At 42.0% G+C, this 18,524-nt stretch carries 15 protein-coding genes; 4 read left to right on the top strand and 11 right to left on the bottom strand.

Annotation, left to right across the window (positions count from 1 at the left end):
- Nucleotides 1–1,034 precede the first annotated feature (1,034 nt).
- From L2747_RS20400 to aroA, 9 genes are all read right to left on the bottom strand, one after another.
- Nucleotides 1,035–1,577: a DUF2058 domain-containing protein gene (locus L2747_RS20400; protein WP_249000798.1), complete on the bottom strand. Its 543-nt coding sequence runs from the start codon at nt 1,575–1,577 to the stop codon at nt 1,035–1,037.
- A gap of 39 nt (nt 1,578–1,616) precedes the next feature.
- Nucleotides 1,617–2,423: an SDR family oxidoreductase gene (locus L2747_RS20395; RefSeq protein ID WP_249000797.1), complete on the bottom strand. Its 807-nt coding sequence runs from the start codon at nt 2,421–2,423 to the stop codon at nt 1,617–1,619.
- 74 nt (nt 2,424–2,497) lie between these two features.
- The gene (gene pyrF, locus L2747_RS20390) at nt 2,498–3,193 is read right to left on the bottom strand and encodes an orotidine-5'-phosphate decarboxylase (protein ID WP_249000796.1); all 696 of its coding nucleotides are present in this window, start codon (nt 3,191–3,193) and stop codon (nt 2,498–2,500) included.
- Between the two features lie 61 nt (nt 3,194–3,254).
- Nucleotides 3,255–4,415, bottom strand: coding sequence for a lipopolysaccharide assembly protein LapB (gene lapB, locus L2747_RS20385; protein ID WP_249000795.1), 1,161 nt, complete (start codon nt 4,413–4,415; stop codon nt 3,255–3,257).
- 1 nt (nt 4,416) lies between these two features.
- Nucleotides 4,417–4,749: a LapA family protein gene (locus L2747_RS20380; protein ID WP_249000794.1), complete on the bottom strand. Its 333-nt coding sequence runs from the start codon at nt 4,747–4,749 to the stop codon at nt 4,417–4,419.
- Between the two features lie 123 nt (nt 4,750–4,872).
- Nucleotides 4,873–5,160, bottom strand: coding sequence for an integration host factor subunit beta (gene ihfB, locus L2747_RS20375; protein WP_220782316.1), 288 nt, complete (start codon nt 5,158–5,160; stop codon nt 4,873–4,875).
- Nucleotides 5,161–5,233: 73 nt separating this feature from the next.
- Nucleotides 5,234–6,901, bottom strand: a complete 1,668-nt coding sequence (rpsA, locus tag L2747_RS20370; protein ID WP_249000793.1) for a 30S ribosomal protein S1 — start codon at nt 6,899–6,901, stop codon at nt 5,234–5,236.
- A gap of 96 nt (nt 6,902–6,997) precedes the next feature.
- A complete protein-coding gene (gene cmk, locus L2747_RS20365) occupies nt 6,998–7,690 on the bottom strand; it encodes a (d)CMP kinase (RefSeq protein WP_249000792.1) in 693 nt (230 codons plus the stop codon).
- 179 nt (nt 7,691–7,869) lie between these two features.
- On the bottom strand, nt 7,870–9,150 hold the full coding sequence (gene aroA, locus L2747_RS20360; RefSeq protein ID WP_249000791.1) for a 3-phosphoshikimate 1-carboxyvinyltransferase: 1,281 nt from the start codon (nt 9,148–9,150) through the stop codon (nt 7,870–7,872).
- 433 nt (nt 9,151–9,583) lie between these two features.
- On the opposite strand from aroA, the gene L2747_RS20355 reads away from it, so the two are divergent.
- Nucleotides 9,584–10,777, top strand: a complete 1,194-nt coding sequence (locus L2747_RS20355) for an amino acid aminotransferase (RefSeq protein WP_249000790.1) — start codon at nt 9,584–9,586, stop codon at nt 10,775–10,777.
- A gap of 114 nt (nt 10,778–10,891) precedes the next feature.
- Here L2747_RS20355 and serC read toward each other — a convergent pair whose 3' ends face one another.
- On the bottom strand, nt 10,892–11,983 hold the full coding sequence (gene serC / locus L2747_RS20350) for a 3-phosphoserine/phosphohydroxythreonine transaminase (protein WP_249000789.1): 1,092 nt from the start codon (nt 11,981–11,983) through the stop codon (nt 10,892–10,894).
- Between the two features lie 384 nt (nt 11,984–12,367).
- On the opposite strand from serC, the gene L2747_RS20345 reads away from it, so the two are divergent.
- Complete coding sequence (locus L2747_RS20345; protein WP_249000788.1) at nt 12,368–13,525, top strand: serine hydrolase domain-containing protein; 1,158 nt, start codon at nt 12,368–12,370, stop codon at nt 13,523–13,525.
- 306 nt (nt 13,526–13,831) lie between these two features.
- On the opposite strand, the gene gyrA is transcribed toward L2747_RS20345, so the two are convergent.
- Nucleotides 13,832–16,549 (bottom strand): DNA gyrase subunit A, encoded by a 2,718-nt coding sequence (gene gyrA, locus L2747_RS20340; RefSeq protein WP_249000787.1) that lies wholly within the window; start codon nt 16,547–16,549, stop codon nt 13,832–13,834.
- A gap of 291 nt (nt 16,550–16,840) precedes the next feature.
- Between gyrA and ubiG the strand changes: the two genes are divergently transcribed.
- Nucleotides 16,841–17,551 (top strand): bifunctional 2-polyprenyl-6-hydroxyphenol methylase/3-demethylubiquinol 3-O-methyltransferase UbiG, encoded by a 711-nt coding sequence (ubiG, locus tag L2747_RS20335; protein WP_249000786.1) that lies wholly within the window; start codon nt 16,841–16,843, stop codon nt 17,549–17,551.
- Nucleotides 17,547–18,215: an HAD family hydrolase gene (locus L2747_RS20330; RefSeq protein WP_249000799.1), complete on the top strand. Its 669-nt coding sequence runs from the start codon at nt 17,547–17,549 to the stop codon at nt 18,213–18,215. The genes ubiG and L2747_RS20330 overlap by 5 nt, the downstream gene beginning before the upstream one ends.
- Nucleotides 18,216–18,524: the final 309 nt, after the last annotated feature.

Here is an 18,524-nt window from a genome sequence, read left to right as displayed (position 1 = left end):
GATAAAAACAGCCAATTAAATACTGTTTAAATATACAGCTAAAGTTTCTGTATCACCTATAATATATAGGCTCCGTGTTTTTTATGACACGATAACAGTATATTAGGCTGACTTCCGAATAAGAACAGTCAGCCTAGTCAATCCTTTGCTAACAAGGTAACTTTAAATATCTTTTTAATCAATATCTTAATAGACATAGTCTTGTGAGCCCACTGACTCTTCTGATGGTGAAAACCAGAATTTACTTATTTGTGACGTAATTTGATTTAACTATTGGGGAGAAATGTTTTTAAACAGTCACTTAGCAGTTGTTAACTCTAAATCCCTTTCCTTCTTACACCAAAATAATGCTGAAAATTTACAATGCTTATTATAACTGTTTATATGTACAGCTAGTGTAAAGATGCCCTATCTCATCAAAAGATAAGACTATGCATAAGCTTTTCATATTAGGTTTTCTATTAACGTCTGCTACTCAACACTCTTGTAGTGAAACTGATAAAGGGGCATTTCCGCGTTAAATATCGAGTCACGGCTCCCCTAATGGAACACCAATGATCAAATGTAGATGCGGCCGTGATCGTCCATGACAAGGACGTCATGGACGAGCTTCCAAGTAAGGACTTGCAGCGTGTCATGGCAGTACCTGCACATGCGCCCGCGGCAGGCGATTAATAACAATGAAGGTGCAACTCATAATTTGCTATCAGATAGCCTACCCCAAAAAATGTAATGTTCCTTCATTCGAAGCCTAACTCATTTCGGTGCATTTCCGCGTTAGACACCAAGCAACACTAACCTAAATGAGTACGCCAATTATCCCGTGTAGATACGGCTTCGTGCTTCGATAACATGAATTTCATCACAAAGCGTATAGGGATACTTTCTGCTATAAAGAAGTGCAGCGTCTCGCAGCAGTGTCTGACCCCCCCCGCAAGAAGCGATTGATAGCTACACGTTCAAACGGCCTATAAAACAAAAGCCACAATGAATGAATCATTATGGCTTTGTTCAATGCTGGTAAGTTGTGTTGGTTACCACATTAGATCATCTGGAATAACATAATCTGCATATGGGTCGTCTTCTTCAACAACTTCAGTGCTCTCTTCTTGAGTCCATAGGTAACCTACCCAAGCTGGCACTAATAAGTTAACCCGCTCAGCCAGTTTATGTGGTACCAAGTAACTCACTTCCTCGTGACGAAGGATCCCTAAGTGACCATTTAACAGTTCACTTTGCATCTTTTCAGAGACGTATAATGAGTAGATCTTGTTCTCGAAGGTAAAGTTAAACTTAATTTCTGCGTCTTTTGGTGCTGTAATCGCAAACTTTTTAAACTCGGTAACAAGACCACGTACCAAGCCTTTTTCAGATGCTTCTGCAAAACGCTGTTCATTTAGCTGTTTGTCTTTTTCGATCTGCGCTTGTTTCTTAGCAGCAATTTCTTGCTTTAAGGCTTCTGAGCCATCGTCAACTTTCGCTTTTCTATCACGACGCTTTTGCGTTTTAGTGTCTTTTACTTTCTGTTTACTGACTAAGCCTGCTTTTAACAGCTGCTCTTGAAATGGGTTTGCCATAGCTTTACTTCTCTATTTAACTTTACTTTATTTTTGTACTTAACCGCGTTGGGCCAATTGTCCAATCTCGGCAATAGCCGCTCCAGCACCACCTAATGACCAACCACCATCAACAGGTAATACAGTACCCGTTATGTAAGAGGCCATATCTGACGCTAAGAATAACGCCGCATTAGCAATATCATCACATTGTCCATTACGTCTTAACGGGACGCCTTTAGCGACATGTTCTTGTAATTCTGCAGTAGGTGCCAGTCTATCAAAACCTTCGGTGCCAGCGATAGGACCTGGAACAATAGAATTGATGCGGATCCCTTTACTGCCCCACTCTATTGCCAAGGTTTTAGTTAACATATCAACACCTGCTTTGGCGGCGCAAACGTGAACTTGCATTGGCATAGGTACATAGGCTTGTGGCGCTGAGATCTGAATAATGGCACCGCCCTGCTGTTTAATCAGCGGATAAGCTTGTTTTAGTACCTGAAAACTGCCTAACAGGTCGATATCCATGACGGATTTAAAACCATTTTCAGATAGATTTTCTGCAGTAGATGGGAAGTTACCTGCAGCGCCGCTGACTAGAACATCAATATGACCGAAGTGTTTTTCAATCTCTGCAAAACCTTGTTTTAAGGCTTGTAGATCTCTGACATCAAAACAAACACCCAGATGATTGCCGCTACTGTTTGCTTGCTGCAATTGTACAACTGCCGCAGTGACTTTGTCTTCACTGCGGCTTGCGACTGCAACGTTTGCACCCGCTTGAGAGAAGCGAATGGCAATACCTAGATTAATTCCACTGGTACCACCGACAACAACAACGTTCTTTCCTTGATAGCTAAACATTGTGACTTCTCTCCTATAGGTTAATTTAAACCATTACATATGATTTATTTCCTAACCTACTAGGCATCAACACATTACGCAATTGTTTGATAGATAGCTTGTAATGCTTTTAGTGGATCAGCCGCTTTGGTAATAGGACGGCCAATCACTAAATAATCAGATCCTGCAGTTAACGCCTGCGAAGGTGTCATGACTCGATGCTGATCGCCCTTGTCACTGCCTTCAGGGCGGATCCCCGGTGTAATAAGCTTAAAATCTTGGCCGAATTTTGCTTTTAACAAGCTAGATTCTTGAGCCGAGCAAACTACGCCATCTAGGCCTGCTTGCTTCGTTAGTGCCGCTAAACGCAATACGTGTTCAGATGCAGGCACATTGATCCCTAGTAACTTAAGCTCTTCATCGCTCATTGAGGTTAAAACAGTAACGGCAATTAGCAGTGGCGCTTTGTCGCCGTATGGCTCAAGTGCACGTTTAGCCGCTTCCATCATTGCTAAGCCGCCAGTCGCGTGGATATTAGTCATCCATACGCCCAGCTCTGCTGCTGCGGTAACCGCTTTAGCGACTGTATTTGGGATATCGTGAAACTTAAGGTCTAAAAATAACTCGAATCCACGGCTGTGAATATCAGTCACTAATTGCGGACCAAACAGGGTAAACATTTCTTTGCCGACTTTAAGGCGGCACATCTCTGGATCTAATTGATCAATTAGCTGCAAAGCATCATTCTTATTATCATAGTCTAGGGCAACTAAAATAGGCTTGTCAGTCATTATCTCTCCAATCGCTTTGCGGGGTATTATCGGTTTTATGATTTAAATTAGCGACTAGTGGTTATTCACCATCTAGACCTCTAATTCTTTTAATGCTGCCCCACTGTTTACATGAGGGGCAATGCCAATATAATCTGTGCGACGGGAAACCACACTCTCTACAGCGGTAGCCCGGACGGTATTTAATCTGTTGCTCTACGAGTTGCTCAAGCATCGACAAACTCTTTTTAGCTTGCCCTTCTTCTGCTTGGATCAAATGCATTTTCATCAAATGCTGGAAACTTTTCATGGTTGGATGTCTTATTAACCCTTCCATAATCAACTTTTCAGCATCTTTAGGATGCCCTTGTTCAATCATGTGCTGCGCAAGCGTAATCGTCACGCTAGCGCCCGCGCCTTTTGCGATAGCTTCTCGCAATAACTCTTGATAGCCAATACTATCCTCTGTTAATAAGTACGTTTGCTTAGCGGTTGCAAGGACATCTGTAAACAGGTCAACATCTGTATTAAGTAGTTTCTCAATTGCTTGTTTTGACGCCTTATAATCTTCTTGTTTTAAATATAGCTCTGCTAATGTTAATAATGCGCGCCCACAGTGAGCATCTTGTTTTATCGCTGATTGCAACTGCTTAAGTTTCTGATTTACGTCGTCTGATACATTAGCTAACTCACAATAAAAATGAGCCGTTTCATGTTTGAGTTCAGTTTGGCGTTTACGCTTAAGCTTCTTAATGATATCTATCGCTTTTTGCCAATCTTTAGTGACTTGATAGATGGCTATCAGTTGAGTTTCAGCCTCTTCACTATGGTCTTCTTGGCTAACAAGATTAATAAAAATCTCTTCCGCGCGATCGTAGAAACCTGCTGCTAAGTAATCTTTACCAAGTTCCATCATCGCAATATCTCGCTGCTCTGTCGTTAAGCTTGGTCTTGCGATTAGATTTTGGTGAATGCGGATAGAGCGGTCAACTTCACCGCGTTTCCGAAATAGGGAACCTAAAGAAAGGTGAGTATCAATGGTGTCATCATCGACATCTAACATTGATATAAAAAGATCGACTGCTTTATCGGATTCATTCGACAATAGAAAATTAAGACCCGTAAAATAGTCACGGCTCAATTGTTTACGTTGGTTTGTCTGTTTTTGCCTGACACTTCTGCGGCCCATATACCAGCCATAACCAGCTGCGATAGGAAGAAGCAGAAAGAGGATCTCTAACATATTAAGCGTCTACTTCTTTGTCGTTACTTTGTTTAGCAATCATTGTTTTGGCTTGTGATTCGTCAATCGACGAATCGAGCAATTTGTCTTCAGCTATAGCCAATTGTTTTTTAGTACGGCGCAATGCAAATTTAAGTCCTGCTATATGGTACATCGCGAATATCCAACTCACGATAAAACCAGCAAGGAAAACGGTCGCGAGAACCACTGGCAACCTAAATTCTCCTTGAGCAACAAAGTAGCTAATCGTTACGACTTGTTCGTTACGTGCCCCGAAGATAAGCGCTAGGAAAAAAAATGCAGCGACTAAAAAGGCAATAATAAATGACTTCACGTTAAGCTCCATTGAACGCGTAGGTAAACTTTGATTATCTAAGAAAATGAGAGAACTAGCTAGCTATACCTAAGTTTTAGATATAAAAAAGCCTCCTAATGGAGGCTTTTAATACAATGTAAATTACGAGTTAACAGCGTCAACACGTTCGCGCAGTTCTTTGCCTGGCTTAAAGTGCGGTACGTACTTGCCTTCCAATTCAACTGATGTTCCAGTCTTTGGGTTACGGCCAGTGCGTGGTGCACGATAATGAAGTGAGAAACTACCAAATCCACGGATCTCAATACGATCACCGGTTTCTAATGTATCGGCCATTTGCTCCAACATTTCTTTGATAGCTGCTTCCACTTCTTTCGCAGACAGCTGCGACTGCCTAGTGGCAAGTTTTTCGATTAGTTCGGATTTAGTCATCCTATACCCTCTATTTATCAAGCCAAACACAGTCACCTTTTAGGGGTGCAAGCACCCCTGAACTTCAAGGCGATTATTTACGAGCTGCTTTGAAAGCTTCAGCCATTGCGCTGCTCATTGCAACGTCATCTTGCTTGTTCAAGCTAGCCATTGCTTCTTTCTCTTCAGCTTCATCTTTCGCACGGATAGATAGGCTGATAGTGCGGTTCTTACGATCCACACCCATGAACTTAGATTCTACTTTATCACCTACAGCGTAAACTGTAGATGCATCTTCGATACGCTCACGAGAGATATCTGAAACGCGAAGGTAACCTTCAACAGTCTCAGCTAGTTCAATTGTAACACCTTTTGCGTCAACTGCTGTAACAACACCATGAACAACTACACCTTTCTTCTTATCAGCAAGGTATGCGTTGAATGGATCGTCTTCAGTTTGCTTAACGCCTAAGCTGATACGCTCACGCTCTGGGTCTACTGAAAGAACTACAGCGTGGATTTCGTCGCCTTTCTTGTATTCAGCAACTGCGTCTTCGCCAGTACCGTTCCAAGAAATATCAGAAAGGTGAACTAGACCGTCGATGCCGCCGTCAAGACCGATGAAGATACCGAAGTCAGTGATTGACTTGATCTTACCAGAAACTTTGTCGCCTTTGTTGAAACGCTCAGCGAAATCATCCCATGGGTTAGTCTTACATTGCTTAAGACCTAGAGAGATACGACGACGCTCTTCATCGATGTCAAGAACTAGAACTTCAACTTCGTCACCTAGGTTAACAACCTTAGATGGGTGGATGTTCTTGTTAGTCCAATCCATTTCAGAAACGTGAACAAGACCTTCAACGCCTTCTTCAATTTCAACGAAACAACCGTAGTCAGTTAGGTTAGTTACGCGACCAGTCAAACGTGTGTTTTCTGGGTAGCGCTTGCTGATTTCTAACCATGGATCTTCGCCAAGTTGCTTAAGACCTAGTGATACGCGTGTACGCTCACGGTCATACTTAAGAACTTTAACGTTGATTTCGTCACCAACATTAACGATTTCAGATGGGTGCTTAACACGCTTCCAAGCCATATCAGTGATATGTAGAAGACCGTCAACACCACCAAGATCAACGAATGCACCATAGTCAGTAAGGTTCTTAACGATACCTTTAACTGATTGACCTTCTTGAAGGTTCTCAAGAAGAGCATCACGCTCTGCGCTGCTTTCAGATTCAATAACTGCACGACGAGAAACAACAACGTTGTTGCGCTTCTGGTCAAGCTTGATAACTTTGAATTCTAATTCTTTGTTTTCTAGGTGAGCTGTATCGCGAACTGGGCGAACATCTACTAGAGAACCAGGTAGGAATGCACGGATACCGTTTAATTCAACAGTGAAACCGCCTTTAACCTTACCATTGATGATACCGATTACAGTTTCAGCATCTTCGTACGCTTTTTCTAGAACGATCCAAGCTTCGTGACGCTTAGCTTTCTCACGAGAAAGTTGAGTTTCACCAAAACCATCTTCAACAGAGTCAAGAGCTACGTCAACTTCGTCGCCAACTGCGATTTCTAGAGCGCCTTGAGCGTTCTTGAACTGTTCAGCTGGGATTGGGCTTTCAGACTTAAGACCTGCGTCAACTAGTACCATACCGTTTTCGATGGCTACAACTACACCACGTACGATAGAACCAGGACGGAATTCAAGTTCATTAAGGGATTGTTCAAATAGATCAGCAAAAGATTCAGTCATGTTTAAGTTACTTTCTTTATAAACCACGGACCATCCTGGACGTGGAGTCAGATTAATAATTCGTTCCATCCATGTAACGAATAGTTAAGTACCTACTTATGCAGGTACTTGAAGTTTTTTATGAATATGCGTTAGTGCTAAGTCCAACACATCTTCAATGTTTATATTAGTCGTATCGATAACTAGTGCGTCTTCGGCAGGCACCAAAGGAGCGACACTACGATTCATATCGCGGTCGTCACGCTCTTTAATCTCAGACAAAAGTTGATCGATATTAACATCGAAGCCCTTGTCCTGCAACTGATTATAGCGTCTTTGCGCCCTTTCTTCCGCTGATGCAGTTAAATACAATTTAGCGGGTGTCGCTGGGAATACGATTGTTCCCATGTCACGTCCGTCAGCAATAAGACCAGGGGCTTCAGCAAAAGCACGCTGGCGACGTAATAACGCTTCCCTAACACGAGGGAACGCGGCGACCTTAGAAGCGGCATTAGAGCATTCTTGACTACGTATCGTAAGTGACACGTCTTCGCCCTCTAATACAACTTTAATTCCTTTATTTTCGTTACCCGTAATGAACTGCACATCTAAATGCGCTGCAAGTAGGGTCAACGACTCCTCGTTATCCAGTTCTACGTTGTGATGAATAGCGGCTAAGGCTAATACACGGTAGATCGCACCACTGTCGAGTAACTTGTAGCCTAAACGCTCAGCAAGTAACTGACTAATAGTACCTTTTCCCGCACCGCTTGGGCCGTCAACAGTGACAACAGGCGCCCTTTCTGACATAAAATCCTCCACAAGAAATTCCATCTTCCTTGATATAACTGAAAAATGAGCGCGCGCATTATAAACCAAGTAACTTGAGAAAGCGGTAAAAACTTCAAATATTCGGGAACTTGATTCAGCAAACTGTCAGGTTGCGAGTGCGCAACCTGACTTATATCATAGCCTACAGAATTATATTGTTATTGTGCGAGAGCTTTGAATTGATTGAAATAGTCCGGAAATGTTTTTGACGTACATTCGGGCTCATTAATCGTTATGCCACAATCAGCAAAAGCCATCATAGAAAAACACATTGCCATACGGTGATCATTATAGGTATCGATTGCCGCAGTATTGAGCACCTCTGGAGGTGTCACGCTAATATAATCGTGCCCTTCATCAACTATCGCACCGACCTTTCGCAGTTCAGTCGCCATAGCCGCAAGACGGTCAGTCTCTTTTATACGCCAGTTATAGATATTACGAATATGGGTGGTACCCGTTGCGAACAAAGCCGCCGTTGCGATAGTCATTGCAGCATCAGGGATATGATTCATGTCCAAATCAACAGCTGTTAACTTTGCTTGGCGAGCAATAATATAATCGTCGCCCCACTCTATTTCTGCGCCCATTTGTTCAAGCACATCAGCAAACTTAACATCGCCTTGGATAGATAGCTTACCAACGCCTGTAACTTTTACTTCACCGCCTTTAATCGCACCAGCAGCTAAAAAGTATGAAGCAGATGATGCGTCGCCTTCAACTAACACTTTGCCAGGTGAAACATAACGTTGGCCCGCTTTGATGACGAAAGATACGTAATCATTATTTTCAACCGTTACGCCGAACTGAGCCATTAATGCTAAGGTAATATCAATATAAGGCTTAGATACGAGCTCCCCCTTAATTTTGATATTTACATCACCTTGAGCCAGCGGTGCAACCATTAAAAGCGCAGTTAAGAATTGGCTAGACAAGTCGCCAGCTATTTCAACATCACCGCCGTTAAGACCAGTTGAGTTAATCGTGAGTGGCGGGAAGCCTTCCACTTTAAGGTAATCGACTTCAGCACCTAATTGACGAAGCGCATCAACGAGATCACCAATAGGCCGTTCTTCCATACGCGGTTCACCTGTTAATGTGAACTGCCCTTGGCCTAAGGTCAGTGCAGCGCACAAAGGACGCATAGCCGTACCTGCATTGCCTAAAAATAGCGTTTGTGGTTCAAGGGCATTAAGTGGACCAGCGAGGCCGTCTAACTCACACACTGTATTATTTTCGGAAAGTCGATAGTTTACGCCCAACTGCTTTAACGATGCCAACATATAACGAATATCGTCAGAATCTAATAAGTTGGTGAGTGTCGTAGTTCCCTCTGCAAGGGTGGCCAATAATAAAGCGCGATTTGAAATACTTTTTGAACCAGGGATATTAATCGTACCTGACACTTTTTCAATCGGCTCTAAACGTAATTGATTCATTGCGTACTTCTTATTATTGCTGCAGGAGTCAAACTCGCCTGCGGGTTAACAGTAGATGTTCATGCTAATTGGCTGTGATTAAACAGAGCGGTCTGTTTTTAAAATGGCATCACGACAAAATGCCAGCCACTTTGCGTTTGTTTGAACTTCGTAGGTATAAAGTTACTCATTGACGCGTAGGATTCAACACTTTTTTACTAAAATAGGCCTTTAATAGGTAAATTATGTTCAAGTAAGAAAAATGACAACTTATTTCAGCCTGTAAATACCATCATCATGACTAAAAATAAGTAAGTGGAATATTTAATTGCCAAAATAATTCACCATGAAAAATACCTTTAAAGCTGTTCAATTTAAGGATGAATACGTTACTCTAATCCTATAATGATAAGCGGCTTAACAATAGCCGAACACAAAAAAGGTAATTACAGCCATGTTCAACAAATTGACCGCTATGCCAGCTGATCCAATCTTAGGCTTGCTTACAAAATACCGCGAAGATACACATTCTCAAAAAGTGGATTTAGGAGTTGGGGTCTATAAAGATGAATCGGGCCATACACCTATTCTTGACTGTGTAAAAAGAGCTGAAAAGTTTCGTTTAGATATGGAGTCAACCAAAGTTTACATCGGACCAACAGGATCACCAGACTTTAATCGCTTAATGTCAGAGCTTGCTTTTGGTATCGATAACCCTGCCTTATTGGCCAACCGAGTACGCACAGTCTCAACTCCTGGCGGTACCGGCGCCCTTCGTGTTGCAGCAGACTTTATTAAGCGCTGCAATCCAAATGCGACGCTGTGGGTAAGCGACCCAACCTGGGCAAACCATACTGGTTTATTTGAAGCAGCAGGGATCACGGTAAAAACCTATCCTTATTATGATTATGACAGTAAATCGCTCAAATTTACTGAAATGAAAGCCGCACTGTCAAACGTTAGTGCTGATGATGTGGTGCTTCTGCACGCTTGCTGTCACAACCCAAGCGGCATGGACTTAACCACAGCACAATGGGATGAGATTATTGCGCTTACTGTTGAGCAAGGCTTTACCCCGCTTATCGATATGGCATACCAAGGTTTTGGAGACGGTGTTGATGAAGACGCCTATGGCGTGCGTAAGATGGCTGCTGCAGTCAATAACATGATTTTATGTAGCTCATGCTCGAAGAACTTTGGCTTATACCGTGAGCGGATTGGGGCTTGTACCATTATAGGTAGTGATGCGTCTCGTGCAGATATTGCATTCTCGGTACTGTTATATGTCGTTCGTTGTATTTATTCTATGCCGCCAGCCCACGGCGCAGCCATTGTTGAAACGATTTTAGGTTCAGAAGAATTAAAACAACAATGGTTAGATGAACTAACCGTAATGCGTGAGCGTATAAACGGTAACCGAGCGATGCTAGTCAATAAGCTCAAGCAAAAAGGAGTACAGCGCAACTTTGACTTTATTGCAGCGCAAAAAGGCATGTTCTCGTTCTTAGGCATAACCGAAGATCAAGTCGCAGAACTACAGCAGCACTATAGCGTTTATATGGTCGACTCTAGCCGTATTAGTATTGCTGGCATTGGCACTGGTAATGTGGATTATTTAGCTGAATCTATCGCTAAAGTGATTTCGTAACGTCACCATCAGTACTGATATCAACGACTTGCGCACAAGCATTACCAGCTAAAGCAAGTCGCAATAAAAAGCCGATAATATTGTCATTATCGGCTTTTTTAATATCAGCAGATATTAACTATTTTCTGTAGCAAATTGCTTCATAAAGCTCACTAACGCATCAACACCTTCTATAGGCATTGCGTTGTAAAGACTTGCGCGCATCCCGCCAACACTGCGATGGCCTTTAAGTGCAACTAACCCAGCCGCTTTAGCTTGCTCTAAAAACAATCCATCCAATCCCTCATTGGCTAATTGGAATGTCACGTTCATTCGACTGCGGTTTTGCTTGGCTACGCCACTCACATAGAATTCAAGCTCATCGATGCATTGGTAAAGGCGCTGCGCCTTTTCAATGTTAGCCTGTTCCATTTGTGCGACACCACCGCTTGCTTTAAGCCAGCTAAAGACTTCTGCCGCTAGGTACCAAGCAAATGTTGGCGGCGTGTTATACATCGAATCATTTTTTACTGCTAAGCGATAATCCATAATCGATGATTGTGGCAAGCTTGGAAGTGCCAGCAGATCATCACGGACAATTACAATACTTAGACCTGATGGACCAATGTTCTTTTGAGCGCCCGCATAAATCAAACCAAACTGACTGACATCGATATTGCGCGATAGAATATTTGAAGACATATCGGCGACTACTGGCCAAGGACTATTTAATTGTTCAAAGATCTCGATGCCATCAACAGTCTCATTCGGACAATAATGAACATAACGGTAATCTTTATCGATTACACTTAAATCAGGCAAACAAACCTGCTTTACACCGTCAACTAAATCTACAATGTTGAGCGTATCAACATTGTTTTCGCCAGCAAGCGTTATCGCTTCTTCTACTGCCGCTTGAGACCAGCTGCCATCAACAAGGTATAGCGCCTTACCATCATTACCTAAAAAGTTATTTACTACGGCAGAAAACTGCCCTCGCCCACCACCATGCATAAATAAAACATGGTAATTAGCAGGGATCTGCATCAACTCTCGTAAATCAGACTCGGCTTGCTCGGTTAACGCGATAAATTCCTTACTGCGATGACTGACTTCCATTACGGAAACACCTTGGTCATTCCAATTCAATAATTCTTTCTGAGCCTTTTGCATTACAGCTTGAGGCAACATCGCAGGGCCTGCACAGAAATTAAAAATCGCGCTCACAGTATGATCCTTCTATCGTTATTAGTAGATACATTAGGTTATTTGCATTCTGATTAGCAGTATATCCTAACTGCAGTATTGCTAACATGAAAAATTCCATCGAATGTTCTTCGCCATCATTTTGGTTAATAAGGTGTTTTTATTTTCATATTAGTGACTGTTTTTGTTAAAATCAGCTTCAATAAGTTTATAAAGGCTCGCAAAAATGACTAAATTGCCAAATAACGACACTAAGGCATAGCTTTAGCTATTTTTCCTGTCTAAAAAACGAACCATTAAATTTAACATCTAACGCAAAACTTAAAGTAACTACATTAATTAGTTGCTATGTATAAAAGTAAAATATACTAACCAGACCGTTTAAACGGCACATTGGATCTGTACATGTTTTTAAAACCTATGTTTGTTTTCGGCGCACTATCTATTAGCGCTACTCTACCTTTGCAACAGGCCTTTGCTGCACAATCTCCATATTCACCGCTTGCAGATAGCTTTAAAAAACAATTCCATAAAGAGTTAAAAAGTAACAAAGTGCCTGGCGGCGCCTTTGTGATTGTTGATACTGATAAAGTGATAAAATTAAGCAGCTATGGTAAACGTAGCAAAGGTGGCAGCAAAAATATTAACGCAGATACCGTATTTAGACTCGCCTCGGTTTCAAAAACATTTGCGGGCACACTAGCTTCTATGCTCGTTAATGAAGGGAAACTTGACTGGCAACAGCCTATTACTCGTTATGTTCCTGAATTTAGTTTAGCCAGTGTGCAACTAACAAAAGATATCAACCTTGGGCATATTGTTGGTCATAGTACGGGATTAATGCCTAATAGTTATGACAACCTGATAAATAGCAATGTAAAGATGACTAAGATCATCGATATGTTTGATGAGCTTACGCCTATATGTAAACCGGGGATTTGCTATGGATATCAAAATGTGGCGTTTTCATTTATTCAAAGTGCTATTGAAAAAGAGTCTAAACATAGTTATCAAGACTTATTACAACAACGAATCTTTTCACCGTTAAAAATGAACTCAGCTTCAGTCGGTTACAATGCTTTTCAACAAACAAAGAATCGCGCAGAACCTCATGTCAAAACCAAGCATGGATTTAAACAAGTCAAAGTAAAGCCTAACTACTATCAACTTGCACCTGCTGCTGGCGTCAATGCCAGCATTAATGATATGTCGAAGTGGCTGATAGCTAACTTAGGCCAAAATCCTGATATTCTGCCCGTTAGCATTATTAGAGATGTCACCAGCCCTGGCGTTAAAACGACAAGAGAGCTGCGACGCCGTGATTGGCGACAATACCTAGATAGCGCACACTACGGTAAAGGCTGGCGCGTATATGAATTTAATGGCCGTCCACTAATCTATCATGCGGGATGGGTTGCAGGTTATGTGGCAGAGATCTCTTACTCACCTGAGTTAAATATTGGTATGGCAATGTTACTCAATGGCGAATCACGAGTCATTGCACAGTTAAGTTCAACGTTCTGGCGAGACGCATTTAGACAAGCAGATAAGCTCGGGATGTAAATCCAAGTCACTGAATCAAATCTATCGTTTAAAGCTTAAAATAGCCACCAATCAAAAGGTGGCTTTTTTATTTTAGGCCTTTAAAGATGGCTTCAACCTCAACGGAGAGCTAACTAAAAAGCAATGACTTTTAACGCAAGACCTAGAGTTGCTTGGATAATAGTTACTTTCTTAAAATCAGACGATTGTAGTAAAGCTTATTAAAAACTTTGATCGTTGTTTTTGATAAGCTTTATTCATAAAGTAAAAAAGGATGCCAATGGCATCCTTTTTTCATAAGACTAACTAATCACCATTCAGATGCAATTAATCTTCAGTCTTTGGAGTGTCAGTACTTTCCGCTTGCGCATCTTCCGAACTAGTCACTTCTTGACCTTCAGTTTCAGAGGTCGCTTCAGTGACGATAGGATTACCCTCTTCATCAAGCTCTACTTCTGGTACCTGAATTTCATCGATACGCTGTAGACCAACAACTTTCTCTTCTTCAGCAGTACGAATAATTGTCACACCTTGAGTGTTACGACCAATAGTCGACACACCTTCAGCTGGAGTTCTAACCAACGTGCCCTTATTACTAATTAGCATGATTTCGTCATTACCGCCAACTTGTACAGCACCGACTACGGCACCATTACGTTCGCTAACTTTAATAGACACCACGCCCTTAGTACCACGACTCTTAGCTGGGTATTCAGAAAGTTCTGTACGCTTACCGTAACCGTTTTCAGTCACAGTTAAGATAGCGCCGTCACCTTTTGGTACGATTAACGAAACGACAGTTTGACCATCTTCGAGCTTAATACCACGAACACCTGTAGCAGTACGGCCCATAGCACGAAGAGCAACAATTTCTTCGCCTGTTTCAGGGTCAATCTTCACTTCACCCGTTTCAGAGCTACGCGCTTTTTCATTAAAGCGAACGACTTTACCTTCGTTAGAGAACAGCATGATGTCGTCGTTACCGTCGGTAATATCAACACCAATCAACTGATCGCCATCTTTCAGGTTAACCGCGATAATACCGTTTGCGCGTGGATTGCTGTATGCCGTTAATGCTGTCTTCTTCACCGTACCGTGTGATGTTGCCATGATAATGTACTTATCTTCAGCATATTCACGTACAGGTAGAATTGCAGTAATGCGCTCACCTTCAGCCAATGGCAATAAGTTAACAATTGGGCGACCACGAGCTGTGCGGCTAGCTAGTGGTAACTGGTAAACCTTCAGCCAGTACATCTTGCCAAAGTCAGAGAAACACAAAATGGTATCGTGAGTGTTAGCAACCAATAGTTTCTCTACGAAATCTTCGTCTTTCACTTTAGTCGCTGCTTTACCCTTACCACCACGGCGTTGTGCTTGGTAATCAGTCAATGCTTGGTACTTAGCGTAACCCAGATGTGACAATGTCACGACAACGTCTTCTTCATTGATCAAGTCTTCTAGACTCATATCAACTTCGTTAGCGTTGATCACTGTTCGACGCTCATCACCAAAGTTCGTTAGCACCTCTTCTAACTCTTCTTTGATCACTTCCATCAAGCGCTGCGGGCTAGCTAGAATATGCAGTAATTCAGCAATGATTTGAAGAAGCTCTTCATACTCAGCAATAATCTTATCGTGTTCTAAACCGGTTAAGCGGTGTAGGCGCAATTCAAGAATCGCTTGTGCTTGCTGTTCCGTTAAGAAGTATTGGCCATCACGAATTCCGTACTCTGGCTCTAACCATTCAGGACGTGCTGCATCATCACCTGCTTTTTCAAGCATACCTTTAACATGACCAAGCTCCCAACCTTGCGCAACAAGCTTAACTTTCGCTTCTGCTGGCGTTGGAGAGGCTTTAATTAAAGCAATAATTGGATCGATGTTAGCTAATGCTACCGCTAATGCTTCTAGAATATGTGCACGCTCACGCGCTTTACGCAATTCAAATACAGTACGACGAGTTACTACTTCACGACGGTGAAGGATAAAGCACTCTAGCATCTCTTTTAGGTTAAACAGTTTAGGCTGACCATTAGTCAGCGCTACCATGTTAATACCAAAAGAACATTGCATTTGTGTTTGTGCATAAAGGTTATTTAGTACAACCTCACCCACTTCACCGCGCTTGATCTCGATAACAATACGCATACCGTCTTTGTCAGACTCGTCGCGCAGGCCGCTAATGCCTTCAATCTTTTTATCTTTAACTAGCTCGGCAATCTTTTCAATCAGACGCGCTTTGTTAACTTGATATGGAATTTCATGAACGATAATACGTTCACGACCATTCTCTTCCTCGATTTCAGCGCGAGCACGCATTACAGCACGACCACGGCCTGTTTTGTATGCGTCGATAATGCCCTTACGGCCATTAATGATTGCTGCTGTTGGGAAATCAGGACCTGGAATGTATTCCATTAACTGTTCAATAGATAACGCTGGTTCTTCAATCAGCGCTAAACAACCCGCAATCACTTCACTTAAGTTATGTGGAGGAATGTTAGTTGCCATACCAACAGCAATACCTGACGAGCCATTCACTAGTAATGTAGGAATACGTGTCGGTAATACTGCTGGAATAAATTCAGTACCATCGTAGTTAGGTACAAAATCTACGGTTTCTTTTTCTAAGTCAGCTAGTAATTGGTGCGCCACCTTGTCCATACGGATTTCGGTATAACGCATTGCCGCTGCCGCATCACCGTCAACAGAACCGAAGTTACCTTGACCGTCAATAAGTGGGTAACGCATTGAGAATGGCTGAGCCAAACGAACAATAGTGTCATATACGGCTGTATCACCATGTGGGTGATATTTACCAATTACGTCACCAACAACACGAGCAGACTTTTTATAAGGCTTGTTCCAGTCGTTTTTCAGTTCGCTCATGGCGAACAGTACGCGACGGTGCACAGGCTTTAAACCGTCACGAACGTCCGGTAGTGCACGGCCTACAATTACGCTCATGGCGTAATCTAAGTATGAATTTTTTAATTCGTCTTCAATATTAATTGGTGTTATAGATGAAGCCAGATCAGTCATAAACTGCTCGATCCCCTGAAATTTAGCGTGCTATTCCTTTTTCCTAGAATAGCTATGCTTGAAAACGTGATTTGGCATTCTAACACAGTTATTTGATGGCGCTAGACCCAAATTTGGATTCATTTTAAATAAGCGACAAAAGCTAATTCACTTGATTAAAATCAAGGCATAAGCGCATTAATTGCCCACTTTGTACAATAAGTATCAAACAGCTCTATAACTGCTTTGTTTCTTAGCGCTAATCATTATAATGTGGCCAAAAGACGGATTTGTCGCTCTGAGGTAATTTAAGTGCAAACACATAATAATGTCGATCCACAAGAGATTGCGAAATTTGAGAAAATGGCCGCCACATGGTGGGATCCAAATGGCGAATTTAAGCCGTTGCATAATTTAAACCCATTACGCCTTAACTATATCGACCAGACTACAGGCGGAATATTTGGCAAACAAGTTTTAGATGTCGGTTGCGGCGGCGGTATTTTGTCTGAAAGTATGGCTAAAATAGGTGCCAACGTAACAGGTCTAGACATGGGTGACGAACCGCTTGATGTTGCAAGACTACATGCACTCGAATCCGGCGTTAGCATTAACTACGTTAAAAACACTGCCGAAGCGCACAGGGATGAACACCGTGGCCAATACGACGTTGTAACCTGTATGGAAATGCTTGAGCATGTTCCAGACCCAAGTTCTGTCATTCAGGCTTGTGCCGATATGGTTAAACCAGGTGGATATGTATTCTTCTCAACCATTAATCGTAATATTCGTGCTTATATAGAGACTATCCTCGGCGCTGAGTATCTATTAAAGATGTTGCCTGTGGGTACCCACGATCATAATAAATTTATTAAACCTTCGGAATTAATCGGACTTGCAGATCAAGCTGAGTTGTTTTGTAAGGACGCTGTTGGGATAACTTATAACCCAATCACTGATATTTTTAGATACACCAAAAGTTTAGAAGTTAATTACATGATTGCTACAGTCAAACATGATTAAGGCTAAGCAGATTAAAGGCGTGCTATTTGATTTAGATGGCACGCTTGCTGATACCGCCCCGGACATGGTCACAGCGTTAAATATGACCCTTCAAGTAAATGGATACGAACCAGTGCCATTTGCTCAGTTAAGAGCTAGCGCTTCTCATGGCAGTATTGCCATGATTAAAGCAGCGATACCGAAAGTAAAAGATGATGAAATCCCAGCGCTACAACAATCGCTGTTTGATCATTATCAACAGGTAAATGGCGATAATTGCAAACTATTTTCGGGGCTGGAAAACTTTTTACAACGGCTAACTGAACTTGCAATTCCTTATGGCGTCATAACGAATAAACCAGCACGTTTTACTCGACCACTGCTAAACCGACTCGGTTTAACCCCTCAAATGCCAGCCATAGTCAGTGGCGATACGACTTTGCACTCCAAGCCCCATACAGCGCCAATGTTCTTAGGCGCCCAGCAACTCAAAGTGTCTCCTAAGCATATTTTATATTTAGGTGATGCAGAGCGAGATTTAGTCGCAGCAAAAGCTGCTGGTATGATATCAGGGCTTGCAGCATGGGGTTATATAAGCGATCAGGATAACCCAAACGCCTGGCCAGCAGATTTAAGCTTTGTATCTGGTGAGCAATTAGTCGAATTTTTCAGTAAATTAGGTTAAAAATCAGACTAGATAATAAACATGTTCCACTTTGATTTGCGTCATTTTAGAATAGTTTTAAATCAACAGCGCTTCCGGCAACGGTTGATTGTTTCCACAAAGAATAACTTAGCACTTTGCGCCACTTAAAATGATCGCTAACGATCGCTCAAGTAAACTGCGATCTTAACGATCATTTTTATTTGCTTAAATCTTCTCCATTCACAAGGAAGTCAAATCAAAACAAGCTTTAACGGTTAGCCTTTACTAACACTTAAGATTATCCTCAAGATATCCACAACTTGTCCCATAAATTCCCACTTGCAAAAA

This window comes from Shewanella marinintestina (assembly GCF_023283845.1).
In the GTDB taxonomy this organism is placed as follows: domain Bacteria; phylum Pseudomonadota; class Gammaproteobacteria; order Enterobacterales; family Shewanellaceae; genus Shewanella; species Shewanella marinintestina.
The sequence above is the reverse complement of the archived record's forward strand: the minus strand, read 5'-3'. Positions and strand labels throughout refer to the sequence as shown.

Excerpts from the sequence above, each read along its gene's own strand:
- L2747_RS20400 (WP_249000798.1), bottom strand. The coding sequence starts at position 1,577 with ATGGCAAACCCATTTCAAGAGCAGCTGTTAAAAGCAGGCTTAGTCAGT.
- L2747_RS20395 (WP_249000797.1), bottom strand. The coding sequence starts at position 2,423 with ATGTTTAGCTATCAAGGAAAGAACGTTGTTGTTGTCGGTGGTACCAGT.
- pyrF (WP_249000796.1), bottom strand. The coding sequence starts at position 3,193 with ATGACTGACAAGCCTATTTTAGTTGCCCTAGACTATGATAATAAGAAT.
- lapB (WP_249000795.1), bottom strand. The coding sequence starts at position 4,415 with ATGTTAGAGATCCTCTTTCTGCTTCTTCCTATCGCAGCTGGTTATGGC.
- ihfB (WP_220782316.1), bottom strand. The coding sequence starts at position 5,160 with ATGACTAAATCCGAACTAATCGAAAAACTTGCCACTAGGCAGTCGCAG.
- rpsA (WP_249000793.1), bottom strand. The coding sequence starts at position 6,901 with ATGACTGAATCTTTTGCTGATCTATTTGAACAATCCCTTAATGAACTT.
- cmk (WP_249000792.1), bottom strand. The coding sequence starts at position 7,690 with ATGTCAGAAAGGGCGCCTGTTGTCACTGTTGACGGCCCAAGCGGTGCG.
- aroA (WP_249000791.1), bottom strand. The coding sequence starts at position 9,150 with ATGAATCAATTACGTTTAGAGCCGATTGAAAAAGTGTCAGGTACGATT.
- L2747_RS20355 (WP_249000790.1), top strand. The coding sequence starts at position 9,584 with ATGTTCAACAAATTGACCGCTATGCCAGCTGATCCAATCTTAGGCTTG.
- L2747_RS20345 (WP_249000788.1), top strand. The coding sequence starts at position 12,368 with ATGTTTTTAAAACCTATGTTTGTTTTCGGCGCACTATCTATTAGCGCT.
- gyrA (WP_249000787.1), bottom strand. The coding sequence starts at position 16,549 with ATGACTGATCTGGCTTCATCTATAACACCAATTAATATTGAAGACGAA.